This is a genomic window from Nocardia sp. NPDC050175, from assembly GCF_044459885.1.
Lineage (GTDB): Bacteria > Actinomycetota > Actinomycetes > Mycobacteriales > Mycobacteriaceae > Nocardia.
The window spans coordinates 26,420-50,348 of sequence record NZ_JBITJI010000004.1; the positions used below are offsets into that span (position 1 = coordinate 26,420).

At 66.8% G+C, this 23,929-nt stretch carries 12 protein-coding genes; 1 reads left to right on the plus strand and 11 read right to left on the minus strand.

Annotated elements, in window-relative coordinates:
* Window positions 1-3 precede the first annotated feature (3 nt).
* The 8 genes from ACIBK2_RS14575 to ACIBK2_RS14610 form a co-directional block, all read right to left on the minus strand.
* Entirely contained in the window at window positions 4-969 is a 966-nt protein-coding gene (locus tag ACIBK2_RS14575; RefSeq protein WP_396967307.1) for a zinc-binding alcohol dehydrogenase family protein, read from the minus strand.
* Window positions 966-2,612, minus strand: a complete 1,647-nt coding sequence (locus ACIBK2_RS14580; protein WP_396967309.1) for an FAD-dependent monooxygenase — start codon at window positions 2,610-2,612, stop codon at window positions 966-968. Before ACIBK2_RS14580 ends, ACIBK2_RS14575 begins: the two co-directional genes overlap by 4 nt.
* Window positions 2,609-4,150, minus strand: a complete 1,542-nt coding sequence (locus ACIBK2_RS14585) for an FAD-dependent monooxygenase (protein WP_396967311.1) — start codon at window positions 4,148-4,150, stop codon at window positions 2,609-2,611. Before ACIBK2_RS14585 ends, ACIBK2_RS14580 begins: the two co-directional genes overlap by 4 nt.
* Window positions 4,147-8,637, minus strand: coding sequence for a beta-ketoacyl synthase N-terminal-like domain-containing protein (locus tag ACIBK2_RS14590; RefSeq protein WP_396967313.1), 4,491 nt, complete (start codon window positions 8,635-8,637; stop codon window positions 4,147-4,149). Before ACIBK2_RS14590 ends, ACIBK2_RS14585 begins: the two co-directional genes overlap by 4 nt.
* A gap of 28 nt (window positions 8,638-8,665) precedes the next feature.
* Window positions 8,666-9,730 (minus strand): phosphopantetheine-binding protein, encoded by a 1,065-nt coding sequence (locus tag ACIBK2_RS14595; protein ID WP_396967315.1) that lies wholly within the window; start codon window positions 9,728-9,730, stop codon window positions 8,666-8,668.
* Window positions 9,727-14,568, minus strand: coding sequence for a beta-ketoacyl synthase N-terminal-like domain-containing protein (locus ACIBK2_RS14600; protein ID WP_396967317.1), 4,842 nt, complete (start codon window positions 14,566-14,568; stop codon window positions 9,727-9,729). The genes ACIBK2_RS14595 and ACIBK2_RS14600 overlap by 4 nt, the downstream gene beginning before the upstream one ends.
* The gene (locus ACIBK2_RS14605) at window positions 14,487-15,839 is read right to left on the minus strand and encodes a multidrug effflux MFS transporter (RefSeq protein WP_396967319.1); all 1,353 of its coding nucleotides are present in this window, start codon (window positions 15,837-15,839) and stop codon (window positions 14,487-14,489) included. The genes ACIBK2_RS14600 and ACIBK2_RS14605 overlap by 82 nt, the downstream gene beginning before the upstream one ends.
* Window positions 15,840-16,048: 209 nt before the next feature.
* Complete coding sequence (locus tag ACIBK2_RS14610) at window positions 16,049-16,792, minus strand: AraC family transcriptional regulator (protein ID WP_396967321.1); 744 nt, start codon at window positions 16,790-16,792, stop codon at window positions 16,049-16,051.
* Between the two features lie 71 nt (window positions 16,793-16,863).
* On the opposite strand from ACIBK2_RS14610, the gene ACIBK2_RS14615 reads away from it, so the two are divergent.
* Complete coding sequence (locus tag ACIBK2_RS14615) at window positions 16,864-18,036, plus strand: MFS transporter (RefSeq protein ID WP_396967323.1); 1,173 nt, start codon at window positions 16,864-16,866, stop codon at window positions 18,034-18,036.
* A 4-nt stretch (window positions 18,037-18,040) separates the two neighbouring features.
* Here the strand turns inward: ACIBK2_RS14615 and ACIBK2_RS14620 are convergent, their stop codons facing one another.
* From ACIBK2_RS14620 to ACIBK2_RS14630, 3 genes are all read right to left on the minus strand, one after another.
* Window positions 18,041-18,982 carry an enoyl-CoA hydratase/isomerase family protein gene (locus ACIBK2_RS14620; protein WP_396967325.1) on the minus strand — a complete coding sequence of 314 codons (942 nt, stop codon included), beginning with the start codon at window positions 18,980-18,982 and terminating at the stop codon, window positions 18,041-18,043.
* Window positions 18,979-19,851, minus strand: coding sequence for an SDR family NAD(P)-dependent oxidoreductase (locus ACIBK2_RS14625; protein ID WP_396967327.1), 873 nt, complete (start codon window positions 19,849-19,851; stop codon window positions 18,979-18,981). Before ACIBK2_RS14625 ends, ACIBK2_RS14620 begins: the two co-directional genes overlap by 4 nt.
* Window positions 19,852-20,007: 156 nt before the next feature.
* Window positions 20,008-23,853 carry a hypothetical protein gene (locus ACIBK2_RS14630; protein WP_396967329.1) on the minus strand — a complete coding sequence of 1,282 codons (3,846 nt, stop codon included), beginning with the start codon at window positions 23,851-23,853 and terminating at the stop codon, window positions 20,008-20,010.
* Window positions 23,854-23,929: the final 76 nt, after the last annotated feature.

The window sequence follows — 23,929 nt, forward strand, 5'->3', positions numbered from 1 at the left end:
CGTTCAGTACTCCGTGTTCGTGAAGACGAACTTGTCGTTCGCTCCCGCCGCCAGCTCACGATAGGTCTCCACCGCCTGGTCCAACGGCCGGGCGACGATGCCGGTCGGCACCGGCAGGGCACCCGAGTCGAACAGCTCGCCGAGGCTGTTGAGTGAGGCGGCGCTGGTGATGGTGTCGTGCCTGGCCGAGTTGACGCCGACGAGCGTGCCGCCGCGGCGGTAGAGGTCGAGCACCGGGACGCGCTCGTGACCGTCCGCTGGGGCGGCGATCACCGCGATATGGCCGCCCGTGCCGAGCGCGGTGATCGCCGCGGGCAGCCAGAAGCCGGTGGTGTCGAACACGGCCTGGGCGCCGTCGGCGAAACGATCGCGCACCTGTGCGGCGAACTTCTCGGTGTCGTCCAGCACGATCGCCTCGATGCCGCGGGCGCGCAGTTCGTCGGCGTGCTCCGAACGGCGCACGCCGACAACGACATCGGCGCCACGGGCGCTGGCGAGCAAGTAGGCGGCCGTGCCGACCGCGCCCATGCCGATCAGGACCAGGGCGGTGCCCGCGCCGACGCCGATGCGTTCGACGGCCTCCCATGCGGTCAGGTAGGGCACACCGGAGGCGGCGGCCTCGGCGAAGGACAGAGTCGCGGGTTTGCGGGCGACACCGGCCGCGGGGAGCGCGAGGTACTCGGCGTGCGAGCCGTCACGAACGAAACCGAGTTCGCGGCCGCTGCCCCAGACTTCCTGGCCGAGCAATCCGGCGGGGCCGTCCACGACCACACCGGCGAAGTCGCGGCCGGGCGTACGCGGCACCGTGGTGTACGGGAACTTGCCGAGTACGTTCTTGAAGTCGCTCGGGTTGACGCCGGCGGCGTGGATGCGCACGACGACCTCGCCCGGGACCGCCGGTGGCCGAGGCACTTCCGCCAGGGCGAGGGCGTCGAGGGAGCCGATCTGGTCGAACCGCAGTGCCTTCATTGTCCGTCCTCGGTGTGCGATGTGAGCAGGTCCCAATAGGTTTCGAGTGGTCGATGGTCGCCGTGCCGGAATATCGCCGCCACGTAGCCGTCCGGGCGGATCAGCACGCCGGTGTGCGGCGGCAGCTGCTGCTGGGCGCGCCAGCGGCCGGAAATGTCGAACAGTACGTTGCCGCCCTCCGGTCGCCGGTACTTCTGTCGCGGTGACGGCCGGTCGTAGACGACGTAGCTGACGGTCTCGTGCCCGACCTGCGCCGAGAACGCTTCCGGTGCAACGGTGTCCTCGCCGGCGAAGATGAGCAGCACATGCCGGTAGGCACCCAGTTCGTCGAGTAGACGAAGAGGGTGACCGTGCGCGGTCTCGAAGGCGCAGTGCGGCATGCGTTGTCCGACGCGCACCCGCGGCCCGCCCGGTGTGCTGCCCGGTTCGGGGCGCGCGAAGAGGCCGCCCGCCGGATAGCCGACCCGGAATTGGCTGACCTTAGCCAGCTCTTCGGCATGGAACTTGGACAGACGGAGCAGATAGTTCTGGTAGCGCAGCAACTGTCGCTTGAGGCGATTGCGGCCGAAGATGCGTTCGCTGAGCATGTTGTTGTAGGCGAAGAGGTGCTTGGCAACCGGGTGTCGTTCGTCGTGATAGCTGCCAAGCACCGCGGTGCCACCGTGGCGCAGGCTGCTGCCGAGCTTCCAGGCCAGATTCATCGAATCCTGGATGCCGGTGTTCAATCCCTGTGCACCGATGGGGCTTTGGATATGTCCGGCGTCGCCGACGAGGAAGATGCCGCCCACCTGCAGTCGTTCGGCGAGATACTGCCGTGGATTGAAGCGGGTGAGCCAGAACGGATCTCCGAGTTTCACGTGCGCGAGCCCGACAGTGCGCAATAACGCGTCGAATCGGCGCAGGATGAATTCCTCGTCGACCGCCGCGGACGCGGTGCGGGAGGTGGAGATCAGGCGGAAGTAGCGTCCATCGATCGGCAGGATGGTGAAGAAGGTGCCTTCGTCCAGATAGAACGCGTGCCGATCCTCGGGATAGTAAGGGAAACCGGTCATTTCGATATCGGCCATGATGAACGTCTCCGACTGTTCCTCGCCGTCGAAGGCCGTGCCGATCACGTCCCGCACCCGGCTTCGGCTGCCGTCCGCGCCGACCACATAGCGGGCCTCGATCGTGGTGACGGCACCGTCGGCCGCGGTGACGGTGCAGACGTGCACTGCCCCTGCCTGCTCGATATCCGTCAGTGCGAGGCCGCGTTCGACGAGGATGCCGCGCTCTGCCAGTGCGGCGGTGAGGATTTCGATCGTCCTGCGCTGGCTCAGGTGCAATACACCGGGGAATTCGCCGTCGAGCTCGGCCAGATCGGTGACCGCGATAGGGTTTCGGCGCTCGGTGTAGTGGTGGATGCGACGGGAGAGGATGCCCTCCTCCAGGAAGCGGTCGGCCACGCCGAGCATCCGGAAGCATTCCAGGGTCCTCGGGGTCAGCGTCATCGCCTTGCTCAGCTCCGACCAGCGGTCGAGCTTGTCGACGATGCGGAATCGCACGTCATTGTTGGTCAGGGCCAAGGCCATGGTGAGCCCGACCGGGCCCGCGCCGACGATGAGTACGTCGACCTGCCCTGTGCCGTTGCGACTTTCGATCATCGGACACCTCCACCGGACAGTTGCCACTCCGACAGGCACTCGGCGATCCGAGGAGCCATCGCGTCGCGGTACGCGGCGAAGACGAATCGGTCCGGCCGCAGGACAACGAAATCGGCGTCGCCGATGGCGCGCACCAGGTCGCCGGTGGCGTCGTCGAGCACGAGCACCCCGGGTTTGCTCGGCTCCCCGTGTGCGCGCACCTGGGCGACCACCGTGTCGGCACCGAGCAGGGCGCGCCAGCCGATGGCGGAGATGCGGCTGTGGGTTCGCGCCAGTACCGCGAAGCCATGACCGAGGAGGTCGTCCAAGGGGCGAGTGAGGCCTTCGTGCAGCACCACCGGTTGCGGGAACATCTTTCCGCCACCGGCGTTTTCGTCGAAGAAGCCGACATCGTATTCGGGTGCCGGTTTGGCGCGGCGCTGGTCTTCCACCGACAGTTCGACGGCGTCCGGGGCCTCGCCGCTGTCGCCCTCGATCCGCCGGGCCAGGTGCCGCACGAAGGCCACGGTGCGCGTGAGGTGCCCGCCGCGCTCGGTGTCGTAGCTGTCCAGGATGTCGGCGGGTAGACGGCCATGGAGCACGAAGGTGATCTTCCAGGCCAGGTTGATCGCGTCGCGGACGCCGGAGCACAGCCCTTGGCCGCCGTAGGGCGGAACCAGGTGGGCGGCGTCGCCGAGCAGGAAGACGTTTCCGTCGCGCAGCTGTTCGGCATGCCGGAAGTAGCGCTCGTACACCGCGGCTCGCACGACGTCGACCGGGTGATCGGCGACCAAAGGGCGCAGTGTGTCCTGAATGAGTTTCGGGCCAACGGTTTCGGCTCGTGCGGTCGACGTCGACAGTCGGCATTCGATGCGGCGCAGGCCCTCCGGCAGCGAGATCGACACCATGGGTTGATCGGCGGTGTCCTGGTGGCGGTCACGCATGGCCGCGGCGAGCACGTCGTCGTCGCGTACGTCGACCACCAGCCACTTCTCCTCCTGGGTGGCGCCGAGGAGTTCCACGCCGAGTTGCTGGCGCACCCGGCTGCGGCCGCCGTCGCAGGCCAGCAGGTATCGGGCGGAAGCGCGCAGTTCCTGGCCGTCAGCGTCGCGCATCAGAGTGACGATGCCGCCGGCCTCGTCGAAGTCGATGTATTCGGTGCCTTCGCGCAGCTCGACGGAGGGCAGCTCGGTCAATCGGGCGCGCAGGCCTGCTTCCAGGCGTGGCTGGAGGAAGGTGGCGAGGAACGGGTGGCCGAAGGGGCCCGGTGTGGCGGGCGGTTGGAAGCGCGAATAGCCGACCGGGGACAGGTATTCGATGGTCGGCGAATACCTGAGTTGTGGAAGTTGGGTGGCGGCAATGCCGGTCGCCTGCATGGCGCGCATGGTTTCGTCGTCGATGCCGATGGCGCGTGGGTAGGTGTACATCTGTTGTCTGCGTTCTACCACCAGCGTGCGCACGCCGTACTGGCCGAGCAGCACTGCCGTGAACAGGCCGACGGGGCCTGCGCCGATGATGATCGCGTCGTATTGCGTTGGTGTGGTGGCGAATCCAGTCATCGAGCACCCCTTGCGAGAATGTCCAGCACGTCTTTGCGGCGTTGTTCGGGGTGCAGGAAGAAGTGGTCGCCGTCCAGGACGTGCAGGTCGAACTCGGCGGAGGTCCAGGCGGACCAGCCGCGCATGTTCGCTTCCGTGACGCGGTCGTCGTTGCGGCCGTGCAAGGCGGTGATCGGCACGTCCAGAACCTTCGCTTCGGTCTGACGGAAGCTGCCGACCATGCGGATGTCGTTGGCCAGGATGGGCAGTGCCATCCGCAGGAAGGCCGCGTCGGCGTCGGCGGCGGGGAAACGTAGTAGTGCGGCGAGGTTTTCGAGCTGCGGGTCGGTGAGGTCGCGGATTTCCTTGTCGCTCGGCAGATCTGGGTAGCCCGCCTGGTGAAGCTCTTCTCGGCAAGCCAGATAGAAGGGGTTGCCGGTGTGGTCGGGGCTGCTGAATGCGCCGATGTACAGGTGGCGTGGTCCGGGGTGGCCGCGCTCGCGCAGGTTGAGAGTCAGTAGGTAGCTGATCAATCCGCCAGCGCTGTGGCCGTAGAGGGCGAATGGTTCGTCGCCGGAACGCAGTACTTCCTCGGTCAGTTCGGCCACGATGCGGTAGACGTCGGGTACCAAGGGTTCGGCGAGTCTGGTGCCGCGCCCGGGTAATGCGACCGGGCAGACCTCGATGCCGGTGGGTAGTAGGGATTGCCAGCCGTGGAACAGGAGTGTGCTGCCGCCGCCGTAGGGGACGCAGAGGAGCCGTAGTGGCGCGATGGAATTGCGCGGTGGGAGATACGGTTTCCGGAGTTGCTCGGCTGTCGAGGAGCTCGCGTCGGCGCGTAGCCGGGTGGCCAGCTCGGCGATGGCGATGCCTTGCACTAGATCGCTCAGCTCGATGCGCTCGCGCGGGTTGACCGGTTCCAATGCTCGGTACAGCCGGGTCGCCTGGATCGAGTCGATGCCCAGCGCGGCGGTCGTGTCGGCGGGGCTGAGGTCGGTGGTCGCGATGCCGGTCAGTTCGGCGATCAATCGACCTATCGCGGCCTCGAGGAGATGCTGCGCCGAGGATCCTTGTGCCGCATTGATTTCGGCGATCTCGTCCGGAGACAGGCGCAGCGTGTCCGCCGAAGCGTCCGAGGCCGCGATCACCGAGTCGATGCCGCTGTCGATCCACCGGACGGTGCAGGCGCGGCATTCGACGATCGTGGCCGCGTCGGCGTCCAGTAGGGCGAATCGGCCGATCACGCTCTTGCCGTCGGGGGCGAGTTGGACGCCGTCGACCCGGATCGTTTGTGGAGCAACCGGTTCGCCGGGTCGCACGATCACACCGGCCATTCGTTCGACCATGAACGCTGCGCCAGCGGGAACGACGTCCGGCATGAGGACGTGGAACACCTGGGCGCACGCGTCGAGGATGCCGGGCGCGACGCGAGTCGCCGCGCGTTCCGTGCGGATGACATGCGCGGGGTCGATATCCGCGATCGCGACGGTCCCGGAGCGACGCACCGCCCCGACGGCACGGACGCTCGGCCCCAGCCGCAGACCACGATCGTGCATGGCGGCGTAGAACTCGGGGCCGGTGTATGCGGTGTCGAATCCGACGGAGGCGCCGGTGATCTCGGCGAAGACCGGCGGTGGGTCGGCGCGCTTGGCAAGCACGCCGGAGACATGAGTCCGCCAGCGGTTCGTATCCGCATCGACCAATGAGTGGAAACCGAACCGTGGTGCGGCGGAGTCGAGGTCGTCGAAGGTCAGCCGCACCGGTACCGGCTTGTCCGCGACGACGAGCGCGGTGCTGAAGGTTATCTCGGCGATGTCGAAGCGGGCGTCCGGGAGGAGCCTGGCGGTCGCGCGGAGCAGCATCTCGACGAAATAGCCGATGTGCACGATGTTGTGGGTGTCGGCCAGTGGGAGCACGGTGCTCGCGAGCACGAAGTCGAGCTCGGAGCTGCCGCGCGGTGAGGGATGAGTGCGGGGTTCCAGTGGGTCACCGAGGGGTACGGCGGTCGGCTCCTCCTGAAGCGATTCCAGGACGTAGGTCGACTCTTCGTAGGCCGAGGTTGGCACCTGGACGCGATGAGCGCCGGTGCCCTCGTACCAGGCCGCCCAATTCACCTCCGCGCCCAGTTCGTACAGGCGGACCAGGGCGGCCAGCAGTGCGTCCGGGTCCGACGCGAGCTCGACCACGGTCAGTGCGTCGGCCAGCGTCCTCGTCGGCGCCGCTTCGAGGCCGAGCACGACGGCCACCCGCGCCTCGTGGCCGGCGCAGAGCCGCGCGGCGCGGCCGAGGTCGGGCGCTGCCTGCGCGGCTTGCCGCCAGTAGTCCGGCTCCAGTGCTTTGCGTGGGCTGAGGAACTCGCCGGTGGCCGGGCAGATCACGGCGGCTTCGAAACGGAAGGCCTGCGCGGGCTCTCGTGTTGCCGGGCCGGTGCCCGCCGGGATTCGCAGCGCGGCAACGCCGGTCGACGTCAGGAAGCTCGGCTCCGCTGGCGCTCCGGCGAATAGGTCGATCAACTCGCCGACAGCGCAATCGGCACTGCGCGCACCGGTTTCGATGGCCGTCGCGTACATGCCAAGGCCGTCGGGGCACCAGATCTCCGGTTCGATGCCGAAGCTGTGCCACATTCGGATCAGGCCGGACAGTACGGCGAGTTGGTGGCACGCCGCTGCCACCGGACTGTCCGTGCGGGTTCCCGTCGGCAGTGGCGTGCCGCGATGTGCCGTCCATGCGGTGGCGACGGCGTCGAAGCCGCTGCGGAATCCACTGAACGAGCGATACCAGGCGTCTGCTCGCGGATCCGGTTGCTGCGGAATCAGTCCCGACAGGATGAAGACCGGCTTCAAGGGGCCGGTTCGGGTCAGCTGGGAGCGGGTGGTGAAATATGGTGTAGTGGAATGGGTTTCGAGTGCGTCGAGCAGTTCGTCGCGATTCGTGCCCGTCACGTAGGTGCGGAAAGGGCCGTGCGCGCGGCCTGTTGCGTAGGTGAAGCACACGTCCTCGGCGTTGGCGTTCGGAGTGGCTTGGAGGTATCGCACCGCGTCATCGATGGTGGTTGCCAAGGTGTTCGCGGAGCGGGCACCTAGCAGCAGTGAGTGCGTGCGGTGCTCGATGCCCGCTGCACGTGTCCGTCGCGAGGGGCTTTCGATCACCGCGTGCGCGTTGGTTCCGCTGAATCCGAATGAGCTGACCGCGGCGACCAATTCGCGGCCTGGGACGTCCAGGTGAGCGGCGGGGACTCGTAGTCCCAGTTTCTCGAAGTCGATCGTCTGACTGAGCGCATCGTATCCAGGCTGGGCCGGAATGCGGCGATGTTGCAGCACTAGAACAACTTTGAGCAGCGATGCCAGTCCGGACGCGGCCTCCAGATGACCGATCTGGGCTTTGTTGGAGCCGACGATCAATGGCCGGTCGGCCGGACGATCCTGGCAGTAAGCCGCGTTGGCTGCCGTCAGCTCGATCGGGTCACCCAATGGTGTTCCGGTTCCGTGGGTTTCGAGGTAGTCCACGTCAGATCCACGCAGGCCCGCCTTGCTGAGGGCCTCGGTCAGCAAGTGCCGCTGTGCTCTTCCGTTCGGCACCGTCAGGCCGCTGCACCGGCCGTCGTGGTTGACCGCGGTGGCACGCACGAGCGCGAGTACGTCGTCGCGGTCGTTCTCGGCGTCGGCCAACCGCTTCAGCACGACGACAGCACCACCTTCGCCGCGCCCATAGCCCTGCCCGTCGCCGGTGAACGGGTGGCAGCGGCCGTCCAGCGACAGCGCGCCGAATCCGGCCAGCGCACCCACCACCGACGGGTCGAGTAGCAGATTCACCCCGCCGACCACCGCGATGTCGCAGTCACCATTGCGAATGCCCTCGCAGGCCAGATGCAGGGCAACCAGCGACGACGAGCACGCGGTGTCGATGGAGAGCGCGGGACCGGCGAAGTCGAAGGTGTGGCTGATGCGCCCGGACACCACACTGTCGAGGGTGCCGGTCGCCACGTAATGACCCGGCTCCGTGGACTTCCGGGCCAGCGCACCGTATTCGCCGCCGATCACGCCGAAGTAGACGCCGACCTTGCCCGTCATCCGCCACGGGTTGTACCCAGCCCGCTCCAGCGCCTGCGCGGTGAGTTTCAACGCCAGCCGCTGAGTCGGGTCCATATCGCGCGCTTCGTTCGGCGAGATGTTGAAAGCCCGTGGATCGAACCGCATTACGTCACGATCGAGATAGTTCGCCGACGCGTAGGCCGCCGCGGCAGGATGCTGCGCGAAGTACTGACTGTGCACGTTCCGCAGCCACTCGCCAGCAGGAGCATCACGCTCACAAGACTTTCCGGAATTCAGCAACTCCCAGAAGGCTTCCGGTGAATCGGCACCGCCGGGAAGCTCGCATGCCGTGCCGATGATGGCGACGGGCGACGCAGCACCGCCGCTGGTCTCGGTCGCTCGGTTCAGTTCCCGAATCGTCGCGAGCGACTTCCGCAGCAGTGCCCTGAGCTGCCCGTTCTCTTCTTCGAGTGTCATCAGCGTTCCTCGATCGAATAGCCGGGCATCAGAGGATCGCCGTCAACACGCGCTCGAGCTCCACCGGCGACAACTCATCGATCGCAGCGGAATCCAATGCGGTCAGCACGTTCTCGCCATCGGACCAATCCGCAACGCGGGCCGCTGGTACCTCGGGAACCGAAACCGGCTGAGCCACCGCACTATCGAGCGATCGCTCCAGATACTCGGCAAACTCAGCGATCGTCGGATAGTCGAACGCCGTCGTCTCATCGGGCTGAAACCCCAGCGCGGCAGAAATCCGAACACGAACCTCCTCCAGATGGATCGACGTCATACCGATGTCGAAGAACCCCATATCCACAGCGGGCAACTCACCATCCGGATAGGCAAGAGCATCGCCGATCCACCTCTGCAGCCGCCCGCGAAGGAGTTGACGCCGCAACGTCGACGGCAGCACGGCCAGCTCCGAGCGCAGGTCCCCGCCGCCACTCTCTGGCGCGACGACAGGCTCGGCGGTCGGCGCCGTCGCAGTGGCGGCGGCCGCACCGCTCGCTGCCGGCTTGGCGACGGCGGGCTCGGAGACATGCGTGGCGGGTGTCGGCCAGAACCGTTGGCGCGACAAGCGGGTGGGCGGTAGGTACGCGGGGAGCTCGGCTGCCAATTCTGGGTGGACGATGCTCCAGTCGATCGGAAAGCCCACAGACCATAGGGCGGCCAGCCGGTCGTAGGACTCGTTGGCGGCTAGTTGGCGTACGTATTCTTGGTCTGCGGCCAGCCTGTCGCCGAATGAGTCCATTTCGACTCGGTTCGCGTAGATTCCCTTGCCCCGCAGCTGGTTTCCGCTGTCCTGATGTTCGGCGAAGAAGCGCAGGGACTCGACCGCGTCGGACAGCTTGGACGCTACGAAGGCGAAGCGATGCGGCAATCCTGCTCGGTGTCGCAGCAGGGTCTTGGCTACGGCCGCGAGGGTCACGGTGTCGGCGAAGGCTGCTCGGCGGGGATCCTGTTCGGTGGCGGCCAAGTAGGTGGCGAGCGTGTCGGCCTGGGCGGCAAGGGTTTCGGCGGTATGGCCGGATACTCCGATGATGTATCGGGGCACGGGTGCATTCATCGCTGGTACTCCTCGATCAGGACATGAACATTGGTGCCGCCCGCGCCGATCGATGACAGGCCCGCGCGTCGCGACGTGGCCCCCGCGCCCATCCGGGCAGGGTCCCAGTCCTCGAGGGTCTGTTGGACGTAGACCGGTGAGTTGGTGAAATCGATGGCCGGATTGGTGCGCTCGGCGTGCAGCAGCGAGGGGACCAGGGTGCGGTTCCGCAGTTGCAGTAGCACTTTGGCCAACTGGGCGACGCCGGCGGCTGCCTCGGCGTGACCGATATTCGATTTGACCGAACCGATCGCGCACTGCTGCCGTCGTGGCGTTGCCGTCTCGAAAGCGGAACGAATGGCTGCGATTTCGACTGGATCGCCCAGTCGGGTGCCGGTGCCGTGCGCCTCGAAGTAGGTGATCGTGTCGGGCGTCCAGCGGGCCTGCCGGAGCGCGCGTTCGATGGCCGTCGTATGTGCTGCCGGGCTCGGCACGGTGAAACCGTTGGTCCGGCCGCCGTGCGTGAGGGCACTCCCCCGGATCACCCCGTAGACCCGGTCACCGTCACATACCGCGTCCGCCAACGGCTTCAGCAGAAACGCCCCGACCGCCTCGGCAGGCACATAGCCGTCGCCCCCTTCACCGAAGGCGCGGCAGCGGCCGTCTGAGGACAGGAACTGATACTGCGCCAGCATCTGGTACTTCGACGGATGCAGCGTGAGGTTCACGCCACCGGCGACCGCGAGGGAGCATTCGCCGCGCCGCAGACTCTCGCACGCCAGGTGCAGCGCATACAGCGACGAGGAGCACGCAGTGTCCAAAGTCAGACTGGGGCCACGGAAGTCGTTGAGATACGAGACACGGTTGGCCACCGCGTAGGTCTGCGAGTTGATCGGCACATAGGAATCCACACCGGCGGCTTCATGCTGCACGAGCTGGTAGTTGTTGAAACTCGCGCCGACATAGACGCCGACCTCGTTGTCATGCTCCTCGGCGATCCGCTCCCGCGAGTAGCCCGCGACCTCTAAGCAGCCACGCGTGGCCTCGAGGAACAGCCGCTCCTGCGGATCCATGAACGCCGCCTCGACCGGCGCGATACCAAACGCCGCAGCATCGAAAAGGTCTACATCGGAGAGGAATCCACCCCACTTCGAATAGACCTTGCCCGGCACATTGCGTTGCGGATCGAAGTACTCGGCATGGTCCCAACGCTCGAGCGGAATCTCGCCAACGGAATCCACTCCGTCACAAAGGTTCCGCCAGAACTCCGGCACCGAGTCGGCACCAGGAAACCTGCCATCGAACCCGATCACAGCAATGCCGTCCTCGGCCGACTCCCGCCGAACCCGTTGCCGCGCAACGAGCTGCTCGGCCGGAGGTGCGGCAACCCTGGACGCTGCAGATACATGGGCCGGTGCCAGTGTGGGCGCGCGCAAGGATGCGGGCGCCGCTGCAGCCGTGGGTGGCTGCGCCCCTCCGGGCGTTGGCACCGATGTCGCTGTGGGCGCGGGCGCCGAGTCGAAGTATTTGTGGACGCCATCGGCGTAGTCGCGCTGGATCCGGGCGGCGACCTCACCGATATTGCGGCATTCGAAGAACAAGGTCGCGGCGATGTCGCCGAACCGTTCGGAGAGTTGCAGGTTGAGGGTGTGGATGATCAGGGAATCGATGCCGATGTCTGCGAATTCCGTTGCTGTACGCAGGCTCTCGCGGGGTGAACGGGTCGCCTCGGCGATCAGCGCGATCAGGAGCTGTTCCAGCTGCGGCCCAACCGCGGCCGCTCCGGCAACTGCGGCGACCGACGTCACCGCAGTCTTCCCGGCGAACACCGGGACCGAGTCGGGACTTTCAGCCGAAACATCGCCACTCGATTCCGGCGTTCGCCGGAATGACGGGGAGATGGTTTGCCGGGCCGAAGGGGCAGTTGCTTGTCGCGCCGACGGGCCGACTGCTTGCCCGGCCGACGGGCCAATCGCTTGCCCGGCCGACGGCGTTGTGTCCCGGATCGGCGAAGTGGTCGTCTTCCCGGCTGACGACATAATCCCCGACGAGCCGTTGACCGCTGCGACGCCGATAGCTTCGACTTGCTGCTCGATAGCCTCAGTCGGCGGAATCACCGTCGGCACCTGGCCGTCGATGCGAAGATCGGTGTCCTCATGCCAGAACGAGTGCTGATCGAAGACGTAGCCGGGCAATCCTGGGAGTCGTGGTGTCTCATCGAGCTGCGGCCCGGCCCAATCGACATCGCAACCGCGCAACCACAATTCGAGCAGGGCGGCGGTCATGGTGCGTGGGTCGCCGTCCGCGATCTGCACGACGTCGAACGCCGACTCGCCGTCCAGCGGTCCGAGTACGACTACGGCCGAGGAACGTTCGGTGAGCGCGGCAATGGCGGCCGCAAGGTCGGCATCGGGACCAGGGAGCTCCAGTCGACGACCGGTGTAAGCCTGCTCGGTCCGCTTCGTCAGCGCATCGAACCGGGTGAGCCGCGCCGATCGCACCACCGCCCGGCCGCGCGCACTGTCCGCGAGAGCCGTCAGTTCGGCCTCGCCGAAAAGTGCTGCCACGGCTTCACTTCGGTCGACGATGCCGTCGCAGATCAGCACAGCCAGCTCCGCGGTTGCGGGCGGCAGCCACCCCGGCGGCGTCAGTCCCCACGCGCGGTCGATCTCGCCCGCCGCCACATTCACCGCGAGGGCGAGCACCGCAAGCTGTTCCGGCGTGAGTTCCGGCGCCACCTCGGCGAACCGGCGGATCGCGTCGACCACCGAAAAGCTTCGGGCGGAAAGCAACTGCTCCCAACGGCCGAGCGCTCTGGCGAAGGTGTGCTGGTGGTCCAGCAGCAGAGCCGCCTGCGTGATGTATGGCGTGACCTCGGTCAGGGTGCTGGCGCAGCCGGTCACCAGGTCGCGCAGGTAGTCCGCATCGATCTCGTTGGGCAGCAGGCATTCCCCGCCGACCAGCACGGTGTATTGCGGCGGTGCCTGCAACACCAGCGGATCGTCGACCAGCAGCGCGCCGACGGCTTCCTCCATCGGGATCGCCTGCGCGTGCACCAGTGCCGCGGCCGCGCCGACCGCGTCGAGGGCGACCACTTCGGTGATCGTCACCCGACGCCGGGTCAGCTCGGCAAGCCCGTCGAGGTGTGCCACGAATCGCGTGAGGCGCCCGTCCGCGGCGAACTCACCGTCCCGGTCGGCGATCAGCGCGCGCAGCTCCCGACCGGCTGCGGAGTCGGACACGGTCGCGAGACGCGCTGTGGCACTTGCCGAGTCGTGCGGGGCAAGCAACACCATCGGCTCGGGCTGCGCAGCGACATGCCGGACCGAACTCAGCTCGCCCCGCCGCACTGCGGCAAGCAGGTCCGGGATGTCGGCAGCCGGGACTCCGAGCCGATACGGCTGGCTCAGCAGCCGCTGATTGGCCGCGTGACACAGCTGCGGGACGAATTCCGGTTCGGCCCAACGCGGTTCGACCGCCCACTCGGCGAGCGTATTGCGCAGTGCCTCAGGTGTTTTCGCCGCCAGCGTGAAGACGGCGGGTGTACGCGGCGATGCGACGGCGCGACGACCGACCGGCGCCTCGTATTCCTGAACCACCGCATGGCAATTCACACCACCGAAGCCGAACGAGCTGATCCCCGCGGTCCGCGGCCCCTGCTCGGCGGGCCAGTCGACGAGGGCATTCGGGAAGCGAATGGTGGCACCGACGGCGTGCAGCAGCGGGTTGTGGATCTCCATGTTCAACGTCGGCGCGATGCGACCGTGCCGCAGCATCAGCAGCACCTTGATCAGCCCGGCCATCCCCGCGCCCGCCTCGACATGACCGATGTTCGTCTTCACCGAGCCAACGGCAAGCGGCGTCCCGCGATCCCGGCCGTACACGCTGTTCAGCGCCTCGATCTCGATGGGATCGCCGAGGCTGGTACCGGTGCCGTGCGCTTCCACATAGCTCACCGCCGACGGTTCGACCCCCGCGGCGGCCAGCGCCCGGTTGATGACGTCAGCCTGCGCCGCCACACTCGGTGCGGTGAGGCTCCGGTTGTGCCCGTTGTGATTCGTGGCGATGCCGCTCAGCACACCGTAGATATGGCAGCCGAGGCGTTCGGCCTTGGCACGGGTAGTCAGCAGCACGACACCGACGCCCTCGCCGGGGACGTACCCGTTGGCCCGCCGATCGAAGGTGAAGCATCGTCCATCAGGGCTGAGCATCCGCGACTGCGAAAACGCCAGATACCGCCACGGCGAGCAGACCACGTTCACCCCGCCGACCAGCGCGAAATCGCAGTCCTCGGTGAGCAGATCGGCGCGCCCTTGCGCCAGCGCGACCAACGAGGCGGAGCAGGCGGTGTCGACGGTCCTACTCGGCCCGTTCAGGTTGAGCAGGAACGAGATTCGGTTGGCCGCGATGCACGCGTAGTTGCCGGTGGGATCGAAGGCGTCGACCTGTTTGTTGTTGGATACGCCCTTGATCAGGTAGTCCTGCGCCATCAGCCCGACGTTCACCGACGTGCGGCCCGACTGCAGCAGGTCGATCGGCAGCCCGGAGTCTTCGATGCAGTGCCACGTCTCCTCCAGCAGCAGCCGATGCTGCGGATCGATGGCGATGGCTTCGCGCGGCGACAGGTTGAAAAACGCGTTGTCGAAGTAGCGCGCCCCCGCCAGCTTGCCCATCCACTTCGTGTTGATCTTCCCGGGGTTGCGGTCGCCCGGCGCGAAGAAGCGGTCCCGATCCCATTGGTCGGGGCCGACTTCCGCGATGTCGGAGTGTCCGGTCGCTAACGTTCGCCAGAACTCTCCGGAATCGCGCGCGTTCGCGTATCGGCAGGCGAGGCCCACCACGACGATATCTTGTTCCATCGCCTTCGACTCCCTGGAATTCTCGAAGCACCGTCGACCTGAATCTCCGGACGGCACAACACCGTTCGGACTACGACGGCGAGCGTGCACAAAGTGATGGCGACAACGCCCATGGGGACCGCACTGACCCCACCGAGCCCGACCAGCGGCGCCACCAGGGCGCCGAACAGGAACTGCGTGCACCCGAGCACGGCGGAGGCGCTGCCTGCCGTGGCGCCGTGCGGTTCGAGCGCGAGTGCGGTGGCGTTCGGCATGATGAATCCGATCGAGGCCACCATGACGAACAGCGCGGGCACCAGAAACCACAGGCCGAGGCCGCCCACCGCGACCACGACAAGTACCGCCAGGCCGCCGAGCGCTAAACCGGCCAAACCGATATCCAGTAGCGAGCGGGGCGTTCTCCGATTCAACAGCCGGGCGTTGGCCGCATTGGCGACCAGGATTCCCGCTCCGTTGATCGCGAAAAAGACGCTGAACAACTGCGGCGAGGCCCGGTACACCTCTTGGAATACGAACGACGACGCGGAGATATAGGCGACCATCGCACCGAACGACAAACCGACAACAAGGGCATAACCGACAAAGGACCGGTCCCGCACCACCTGTCGCATATCGTGGCCCATCATCACGATTCCGCCGCCGCGGCGGTGATCGACCGGCAAGGTCTCGGGCACCCAGCGATAGGCGAGGGCCAGAAACACCACGCCCAGTCCGGCCAGCACCAGAAACACGCCACGCCAGTCCACGAATCGCAGCAGCTGACCGCCGATGACGGGCGCGATGATGGGCGCGACGCCGTTCACGGCGAGCAGAATCGAGAAGGCTTTTCCGGCCGCGGCACCCTGGTACACGTCCCGGACAACGGCGAACGAGATGACGATGCCCGCTGCCCCCGCGAGGCCCTGTAACAGCCGAAACAGATCGAATACCAGCACATTCGGCGCGACCGCGCACAGCAGCGAGGTGGCGCAGAACAGCACCATGCCCGCGATCAGCGGCCCGCGCCGACCCCGTGCGTCACTGATCGGACCGACGACAAGCTGACCGAACGCGAGTCCGATGAGGCATGCGGTGAGCGAAGACTGCATCCCCGACTGGGACGTGTGCAGTGCCGCAGCGGTTTGCGGCAGGCTCGGCAGGTAGAGGTCGGTGGTGACCGGACCGAACGCGGACAGCGCGCCGAGCACGGCGATCAGCCGAATACTGCGCACCCCGCTGCCCGCACCCTGCTCGAGAGTGCCGGTGCCCGCGTCACCCACATCGATATCCACGACGAACCTCCACCGGCCCTCCAGTGAGGCTCGATCCAACGTATGAATTCCCCCGTAACTCCCTTGGTGCGAAAGTTTACTGAGATCGGCTTTAACTCTCGGTGAACTGTCCGTGGATAAGGCGACCGAGCTCTATGACGGGCGTCACGAAAGGTAAGCGACCTGCATTCTTTGCAATTCGCGCGAATAGGTCATAGCTGACAAATCAGCTATTTCAGGTCGCGGTTCGCGCGGAACGTGCCGGGAGTATGGCCGAGCGCGCGGTGATAGACCTCGATGAACGCACTCGCCGACGACCAACCGCACCGATGCGCGACGACGGTGACCGGTACTTGTTCGGCGAGGAGGTGCATGGCGTTGTGCAGGCGCAACTGGGTGCGCCACTGCGGGTAGGTCATGCCGAGTTCGGTGCGGAACAGGCGGGTCAACGTTCGTTCGCCGGCACCGACCTTGCGACCGAGTCCCGCCAGCGTCCACACCTCGGTGAGATCGAATTCGACCAGCGCGCAAGCCTTTCGGAGTCGCTCGTCGCGGGCGGCGGGCAACCGGAGCGGCTGTTCGGGGCTGCGACGCAATTGATCGAGCAGCACCCGGCGCAGCAGCACCAGCTCGGTATCGGGCAGCTCCTGCGCCGTCGAGCAAGTGATGATGAGCTCGCGGACCAGCGGCAGCGCGGCGAGCACCGACGGCGTGGTCCAGTCGGGTGCCAGCTCGGGCGGGAAGCCCACCGTGTGGAACCGGGTCGGACCGTAGAAGTGATGTTCGTGCCAGCTTCCGGCGGGGATCCAGATCGCCCGGTCCGCCGGGGCGATCCAACTGCCCGCATCGGTCCTGACCTCGGCCACCCCGGAGCTCGGATAGACGATCTGGTGGTCGGTGTGCCGATGCCGGTGAATGCGCGCTCCCCCGGCGAGCGTCTTCACCACTGTCGAGTCCTGGCTGAATATCGACATAATCAGGCAGTTTATCGGAAGTCTGCCACCACCTGCCGTTCATAAGCTGCCAGATGGGCTTAGGAGGAGTGATGGTGAATACAGGTGTCGCACCCTCGGTGGTGGCAGGTGCAGCGTGGAAACGCATGCGGTACTGGGTGATTGCGCACGCGGTCGATGACTTCTATCAAGGTTTGGTGCCCGCGAGTATTCCGTTCTTCGTGCTGGAACGGCACTACAGCTATACCGCCGCCTCAGGTCTCGCCCTCGCGGCGGCGCTGGGAAGTTCGCTCCCCCAACCGGTGCTCGGCCTGCTCGCCGATCGGTGGCGGCTGCTGTGGCTCGCGCCCGCCGGAGTGGCGGTGGCCGGACTCGGTGCGGGACTGGCCGGGCTGGCACCGACGTATCCCGTGGTGTGGGTTCTGTTGCTGCTGTCCGGGATCGGTGTCGCCGCATTCCACCCGTCAGCGGGGCGGGACGCGCGCCGGGACGCGGGGAACAGCGCGTCGGCGATGAGCCTGTTCGCGGCGGGCGGCAGCGTCGGGTTCTTCCTCGCCCCCGCGCTCGCGACGCCGGCGCTGGTTTCCTACGGCGTCGGAGCCACCGCGTTCTTCATTCCACCGGCGGTGTTGATGGGTTTCGTGCTGTGGCGCTACCAGTTGCGGCAAAGCGCCGCCGCACACGCCACGACTTCGACTGTCGGCCAAGACAGGTGGGTGCCCTTCCTCGTACTCACTGCCATTGCCGTTGTGCGCGCGATCATCTCATTCGGTCTGAGCACCTTCATCGCGCTGTATTGGATCAACTCACTCGGTGGTTCACGCACGCTAGGCGGGGCCGCGTTGACCGCCTTCATGGCCGGTGGCGTGGCAGGCACCTTGCTCGGTGGCCGCATCGCCGACCGCATCGGGATGCTCCGCACCGTCCAAATCGGCAGTGTCGCAGCTATTCCCGCATTGGCCGCGCTGCGCATCGTGCCCAGTCCGCAGCTCGGCCTCGCGCTGGCCGTACTCACCGGCGTGACCGTGAACATCCCGTTCGCGGTACTGGTCAAGCTGGGTCAGGACTATCTGCCGAATCGGCCTGGCACCGCAGCGGGCGTCACCCTCGGCCTCGCGGTGAGTGCTGGCGGATTGTTCGTGCCTGTGCTCGGCATGATCGCCGATCATCAAGGGCCGCAGGCCGTTCTGACGACGCTGTGCTTCGTCCCCATAGCCGCAGTTGGACTCACACTGATCCTCCCCCAGCCCGCCGACCGCGACTGAGGCTTCAGAATTCGACCACGCTGCCTTCGACCCACCGGGGCAGGCGTTCGGCGACGAACGTCGCCAGGTCTTGGCCGCTGGTTTCGACCTCGCGGATCTCCTCGAGATACCGGGTCATCGCACGCTGGGCGGTCGCGGTCGAACTGGTCTCCAGGAAGCCGGTCCGTTCGATATGCAGTCCCTTCTCCAGGGATTCGGAACCGCCCTCGTAGATGGCGCGTTTGAGGGCTGCGACCGCCACCGGTGACCTGCGGGCGAGGCGAGCCGCGGTGCTGCGGGCCTCGTCCATCAGGTCGGCCGACGCGACCAATCGATGGACGAGGCCGATGTCGCGGGCACGAGCGGGCGTGATCGGGGCGCCTTCGAGACACAGTTCCATCGCCCGAGCGGCGCCGAGTACACGCGTGAGCAGCTGCGTGCCACCGCCGCCTGGGATGATCCCGACCAGGATCTCGGGTTGACCGATCTCATAGGGGCCGTCGGCCATCAACCGGATGTCGCAGGACAGCGCGAGTTCGCAGCCACCGCCGAGGGTGCGGCCGTTGAGTGCGGCAACGAATACCTTGTCGGAGTTGCGCATTCGGCGACAGACCTCGTGATAGCGGCGCAGATCGGCGACACCGCCCGCACCGGCGCGAGCCAATGCCGCTTGCCCGCCGGGGATGCGGTCGGCGGCACGGCTTGTATGCAGGGCTGCGGCGGCGGACCGTCGAGTGAGGGTGACCGGCGAAGCCTCAGCGCCGGAAAGGATTTCGGCGACGTCGTAGTGACTGACGAATACCTCCTCGACCGCGCTGGTGAGTATCACGGCGCGGGTCGAGTCGTCGCGTTCGAGCGAGGTGAGCAAGTCCGTGAGCGCGGTCATGATCTCGCTGGTGAGAAAGTTGTAGGGCGGGTTGTCCAGCCAGACGGTCAGGATGGTGCCGTCACGTTCGGTACGGATCATGATTCCTCTTCTGCCGATGCTCTTTTCAACGCCGGGAGTCCGCGCTTGATCACGGCCAGCATGATGCGTTGGTAACCGACGGGGAACAGCCGCTGGACCACATCCAGCACCACCGCGTCGGCGCCGATCCGGATCTTCGCCTTACCGCGCCGGATCCCGTCGACAATCGCCACTGCCGCCTGCTCCGGCGACGTCCGCGCCATCCGGTCGAACATCTCGACATTGGCCGCAGCGGAGTCAGCACGCGCGACACCGGTGCCCTCGATCCGGGTGGACCGCGCGATATTGGTCCGGATCCCACCCGGATGCACCGCCATGACGCGCACGGGTGAACCCGCGAGCAGCAGCTCCATCCGCACCGATTCGGTGAAGCCACGAACCGCGAACTTTGTTGCACTATAGGCGGATTGACTCGGCATGCCGAGCAGACCGAATACGCTCGACACGTTGACGATGGTGCCGCCACCGGATTGTTCGAGAATCGGATGGAACGCCCGGGTGCCGTGCACTACGCCCCAGAAGTTGATATCCACGATCCATCGCAGACTCTCGTCGCTGATCGTCACCGCGTCGCCGAGCACCGCGACGCCAGCGTTGTTCAGCACGATATCGGCTCTGCCCCAACGCCTTTCGACACTGTCGGCAAAGGAGTAGATCGCATCTTCGTTCCCGACATCGACGAGACGGGTGCTGACCTCGGCGCCGAGCGCAGCCACCCGGCTCGCCGTCTCCTTCATCCCCGCGTCGTCGATATCGGCCAGGGCCAATGTCGCACCGCGGCGGGCGAATTCGACGGCCGTCGCCGCACCGATCCCCGATGCCGCCCCGGTCACCGCCGCCACCTTGCCGTCCAGACGCCACTCAGACATGCCGCAGCCCTCCGCTCGGTTTCACTCCCGCCATCCTAGAGAACAATCACTCTCTAACTTGGACTTAGACCGATTCCCGAGCAAGACTGTCTGCGTGCACAATCCGAGGCCAGCGGTCTGGTGCACTTGCCGACACCGCCAGATCAGCCCTGGTCGTCAGCAGGGGCGGATATAAGGGATGGCAGGGAACTGGTCTCGCCAAGTTTGCTCGTCGATCTGCGAGGCCGAGGTGGCACAGAGTTTTGTCGCGACCGCGTCCGGGTCGGTGTACCAGAGGGCCGACAGTTGGTCGCCGATGGTGAGCAGGCGGGACTCGTCTTTCGGGTCGAAACGCACGAACCAGTTCCAGCCGACCTTCGCATGGATCGGATCACCGAGCGGCTGCATGTCGGACGGGTCGGCGACGTTCCACAGGCGGGCCGTCTGATCATCCCCACCCGAGGCCAGGCGGCGGCCGGATCGATCGATCGCCAGCGTCCGAGCCGCGGCGGTATGCGCACGCACCGCACCCAGTTCGCGAACCCGCGCCAGATCGGTGACGTCCCACGAACGGATCATGCCCTTGTCGTCCGCGCTGAACAGGGTCTTGCCGTCCGGGCCGAAGACCAGTGCCCGCGCCTGGCCACCCTGTGTATCCAGCGATGCCTCGACCGGCTTGCCCGGATCGGTGATGTCCCACAGGTGGATTCGCGAATCATCGTCGGCGGCGGCGACCAGCGCCCCGCCCGGAGCGAACGCCGCCAGTTCGATCTCTCGGTCCCGTCCGGTGCGCAATTCCGCCAGCGCACGCGGGGCGGACGGCTCGGACACGTCCCACAGCTGGAGCGACCGTCGGCCGACGCCGGAGAGCAGGCGCTTCCCGTTCGGTTCGAAGGCGATCGGCCCACTGAGGCCGGTGCCGGGCAGCGCGCCGAGCGGGTCAGGTCGCGCGGGATCGGCCAGATTCCACAGTCGCACTTCGGTATCGCCTGCCGCGACGAGCAGCCCACCGTCGGGACGCAGCGCGACCTGCGGGCCCCGGCGATCGGGCGGACCTACCGCTACCTCGCTGATCAACCGGCTGTAGAACGGGATGCTGATGTTCCACACGCCGACCTGTCCGTCCCGAACTCCGCTGGCCAGCAGCTTGTCCTCGGTGTCGAAGCTTGCCGAATCGAGTGCGCCCTGGAAGACGATCGGGAGCTGCACCCTGGCATGAGTCCAGGTCCTGATCCGTCCGTCCGAGCCCGCGCTCACCACCTGACTTTCCGAGACGATTGCGAACTGCTGGTTGGATCGGCTGTTGCCGTGGACTTCCAGGGCGACCGGGGAGATTCGATCGAAGCTGCGAGCGTCCCACCCGCGGGCATAGCCGCCCGCGTCCGAGGTGAGCAGGACCTGACCACCCAGCCAGAACTGCAGGTGGGTAATCGGCACCAGCCGTTGTTGTTTCCGGTCGATGAGGCGCGGGCGGACCGGGTCGCGCACATCCCACACCTGCAGCACGCCGTCGGCGGTACCCGCCGCGATCCGCCCTCCGTCGCCGAAAGCGATTGCCGGCACTGCAGCTTCGCTGACGAGCGGTGCCCCGATCGGGGCCGGATTTTCGGAGTCACCCACGGCCCACAGTCGCACCGTGCGATCGTTTCCCGCGGTGGCCAGCACTGGAGCGTCCGGCGCGAGCGCCAGCGCTCTGACCGCACCCGTGTGTGCGGCGACAGGCGCACTGATCCGCCGAATCGATTGTGGGGTATCGACATTCAGAAAATTCAGCGTTCCGTCGACGCCGCCCGCAACGAGCGAACGGCCGTCGGGCAGGTACGCGACAGAGGTGGCGGCCGTGCCGATGTCGAACTCACCGAGCTGGCGCGCCGCATGCAGATCGTAGATGTCCCAGACCCGCACCGTGCCGTCGCTGCCCGCGCTGACCAGCTTGCTGTTGTCCGGGCTGAACAGCACGGATTCGACGTTGCCGCGGTGACCACCGAGTTGCCCGGCGGCCGCTACCGCATGCGGATCCGACAGATCCCACAACCGGATGAAGCCGTCACTACCCGCGCTGGCCAGCAGCCGCCGAGCGGAACTCAGTGCGATGCCACGCACCGAACCGTCGTGCCCCGCTGTCGAGGTGATCTCGATCGGCAAGCCTTGCGTCGCCAGTAGGCGAGCGCGAGCACCCGGGTCGTCGGGGCTCATCCGGTATGCCGCCAGCGCGAGTTGCGCCGAGAGCCCGGGGTCGACGTCTTCGATCCGCTGCGATTCCTCGACAAGCTGCCCGAGTATCACGTCCTTGTGTTCCTGCGCCACGGCCGCGCGCTGCGCGATCACAATCACCGAAAGCACAAGTGCCACCACGGTCAATACCGCGATGGCGGACAGGATCATCCGTCGGCGTACCGCCCGTGCGCGCTGCCGCGTCAGCGAGGCGGCCACGAACTCCCTGGCGACCTGGTTCGACGACTCGGTGCGCCGCATCCAGCCTGCCGCGTCCTCGAGCCGAGTCCTGGAGTACAACAACGACGCCGGCCGATCCTGCCGGACCCACTCCCGTGCGTCGGATTCGATGCGCTGGCGGTCGGGCGCGAATTCCTTTTCCGCGGCCAACCATTCGACCATGCGCGGCCATCCGGTCAGCAGCAGATCATGCACCAGCTCGATTTCGCCGTTGCGCTGCACGATCATTCGCACTTCCGTCATCCGGGCGATGACCGATCGGGTCAAGTCCGGCTCCGCCGACTCCTCGACCAGCAGCTCGATCGGCACCCGGTTGCGCACCACCGTGGTCGGCCCGATGACGGTGAGCGCGACCAGCACATGACGGGCGGCCTCGCGTTCGCTCTCGGTGAGGCCGGACCAGAACATTTCGCTGCCCACCGCGCAGGCGCGAGCCAAGCCGCCCGCTTCGCGATACGCCTCCAGCGTCAGAGTCCGACTGCGGCGGTTCGACCAGGTCACGGCCAGTACGAAGGACAACAGCGGGAGACGAACCGAACTGTGCGCCTCGATGGTGTCCAGGTCTTGGAGCAGGACCTCGACCAGGCTGTCCTCGACCCGCAGTCCGGTGACCGCGGCAGGACGGACGATCGCCTCGCGCAGTTCCTCCGGTGTCATCGGATTGAGCAGCATGGTGTGGTCGCGCAGCACCGTCATCAATACCGGGTAGCGCAACAACTTCGGCAGGTGCGCGGTGTCGAACGCGACGACAACGGTGGTGCGTTGCTCGGCGCCGGGCGCGGCGAGCGACGTCAACGCGGACAGGAACTGTTGCCGCTGTGCGTCATTCGTGCAGCGAGTGAACAGTTCCTCGCCTTGGTCGACCACCAGCAGACAGTGACCCGGCGGCCGCGTTCGAACTGCCGACGCGAGAGCGGTCATCGGATCATTGCCCGGGGACATGGTGATCGGCGTCGGCAATCCCGGTGTGGCGAGCAGGCCTGCGGCGAGCAACGACGATTTGCCGACGCCAGAGGCCCCGAGCAGCAGCACCATCGACGGCGCCTCGTCTGCCTCAGCTGTCGAAATGAGTTCGAGCAGTTGCAGTTTCGCTTGGTCGCGGCCGAAGAACAGATCACTGTCCTCGGTGCGGTAAGCCCAGAGGCCGCGATAGGGCTCGCGGTCGACATCGGCGACCGGCGGCTCGACCCTGGCCGCCTTCCAGTCCTCGTGCCAGCGCACGATATCGAGCAGGGTTGGGTCGATATCGGGGTTGGCCGCGACTCGGCGTCGGGCCTCCGTGATCAAGACGTCCAGTACGGGGCGCACCGCGAGGAAGGTGGCCGGCGTGCGGTTGCCGCGGCGCCAGTCGCTGATCCGCTGGGCGGTGATGCGTGGCGCGCTCTCCGGGATCCGCGCGTTGGCAGCGCGGACCACCGATTTCACCGGCGGCGCGCCTGCTGCGGCGAACAGCTCACCGAGCCGGGCGACGAAAATGCGACGACCTTCGAGTCGGCTCGGTCCGGTCGGGCGCGGGTCTACCGCGTTGCCGCTGCCGGTATCCGGGCTTGGCGCTGTGCGTCCCTCCACGGCTGCCTAGCGCCGCGGGGGTGTTGTCGTGCCGATCACCGAACAGGACGATCGCATTTTCTCCACCGAGGTGTCG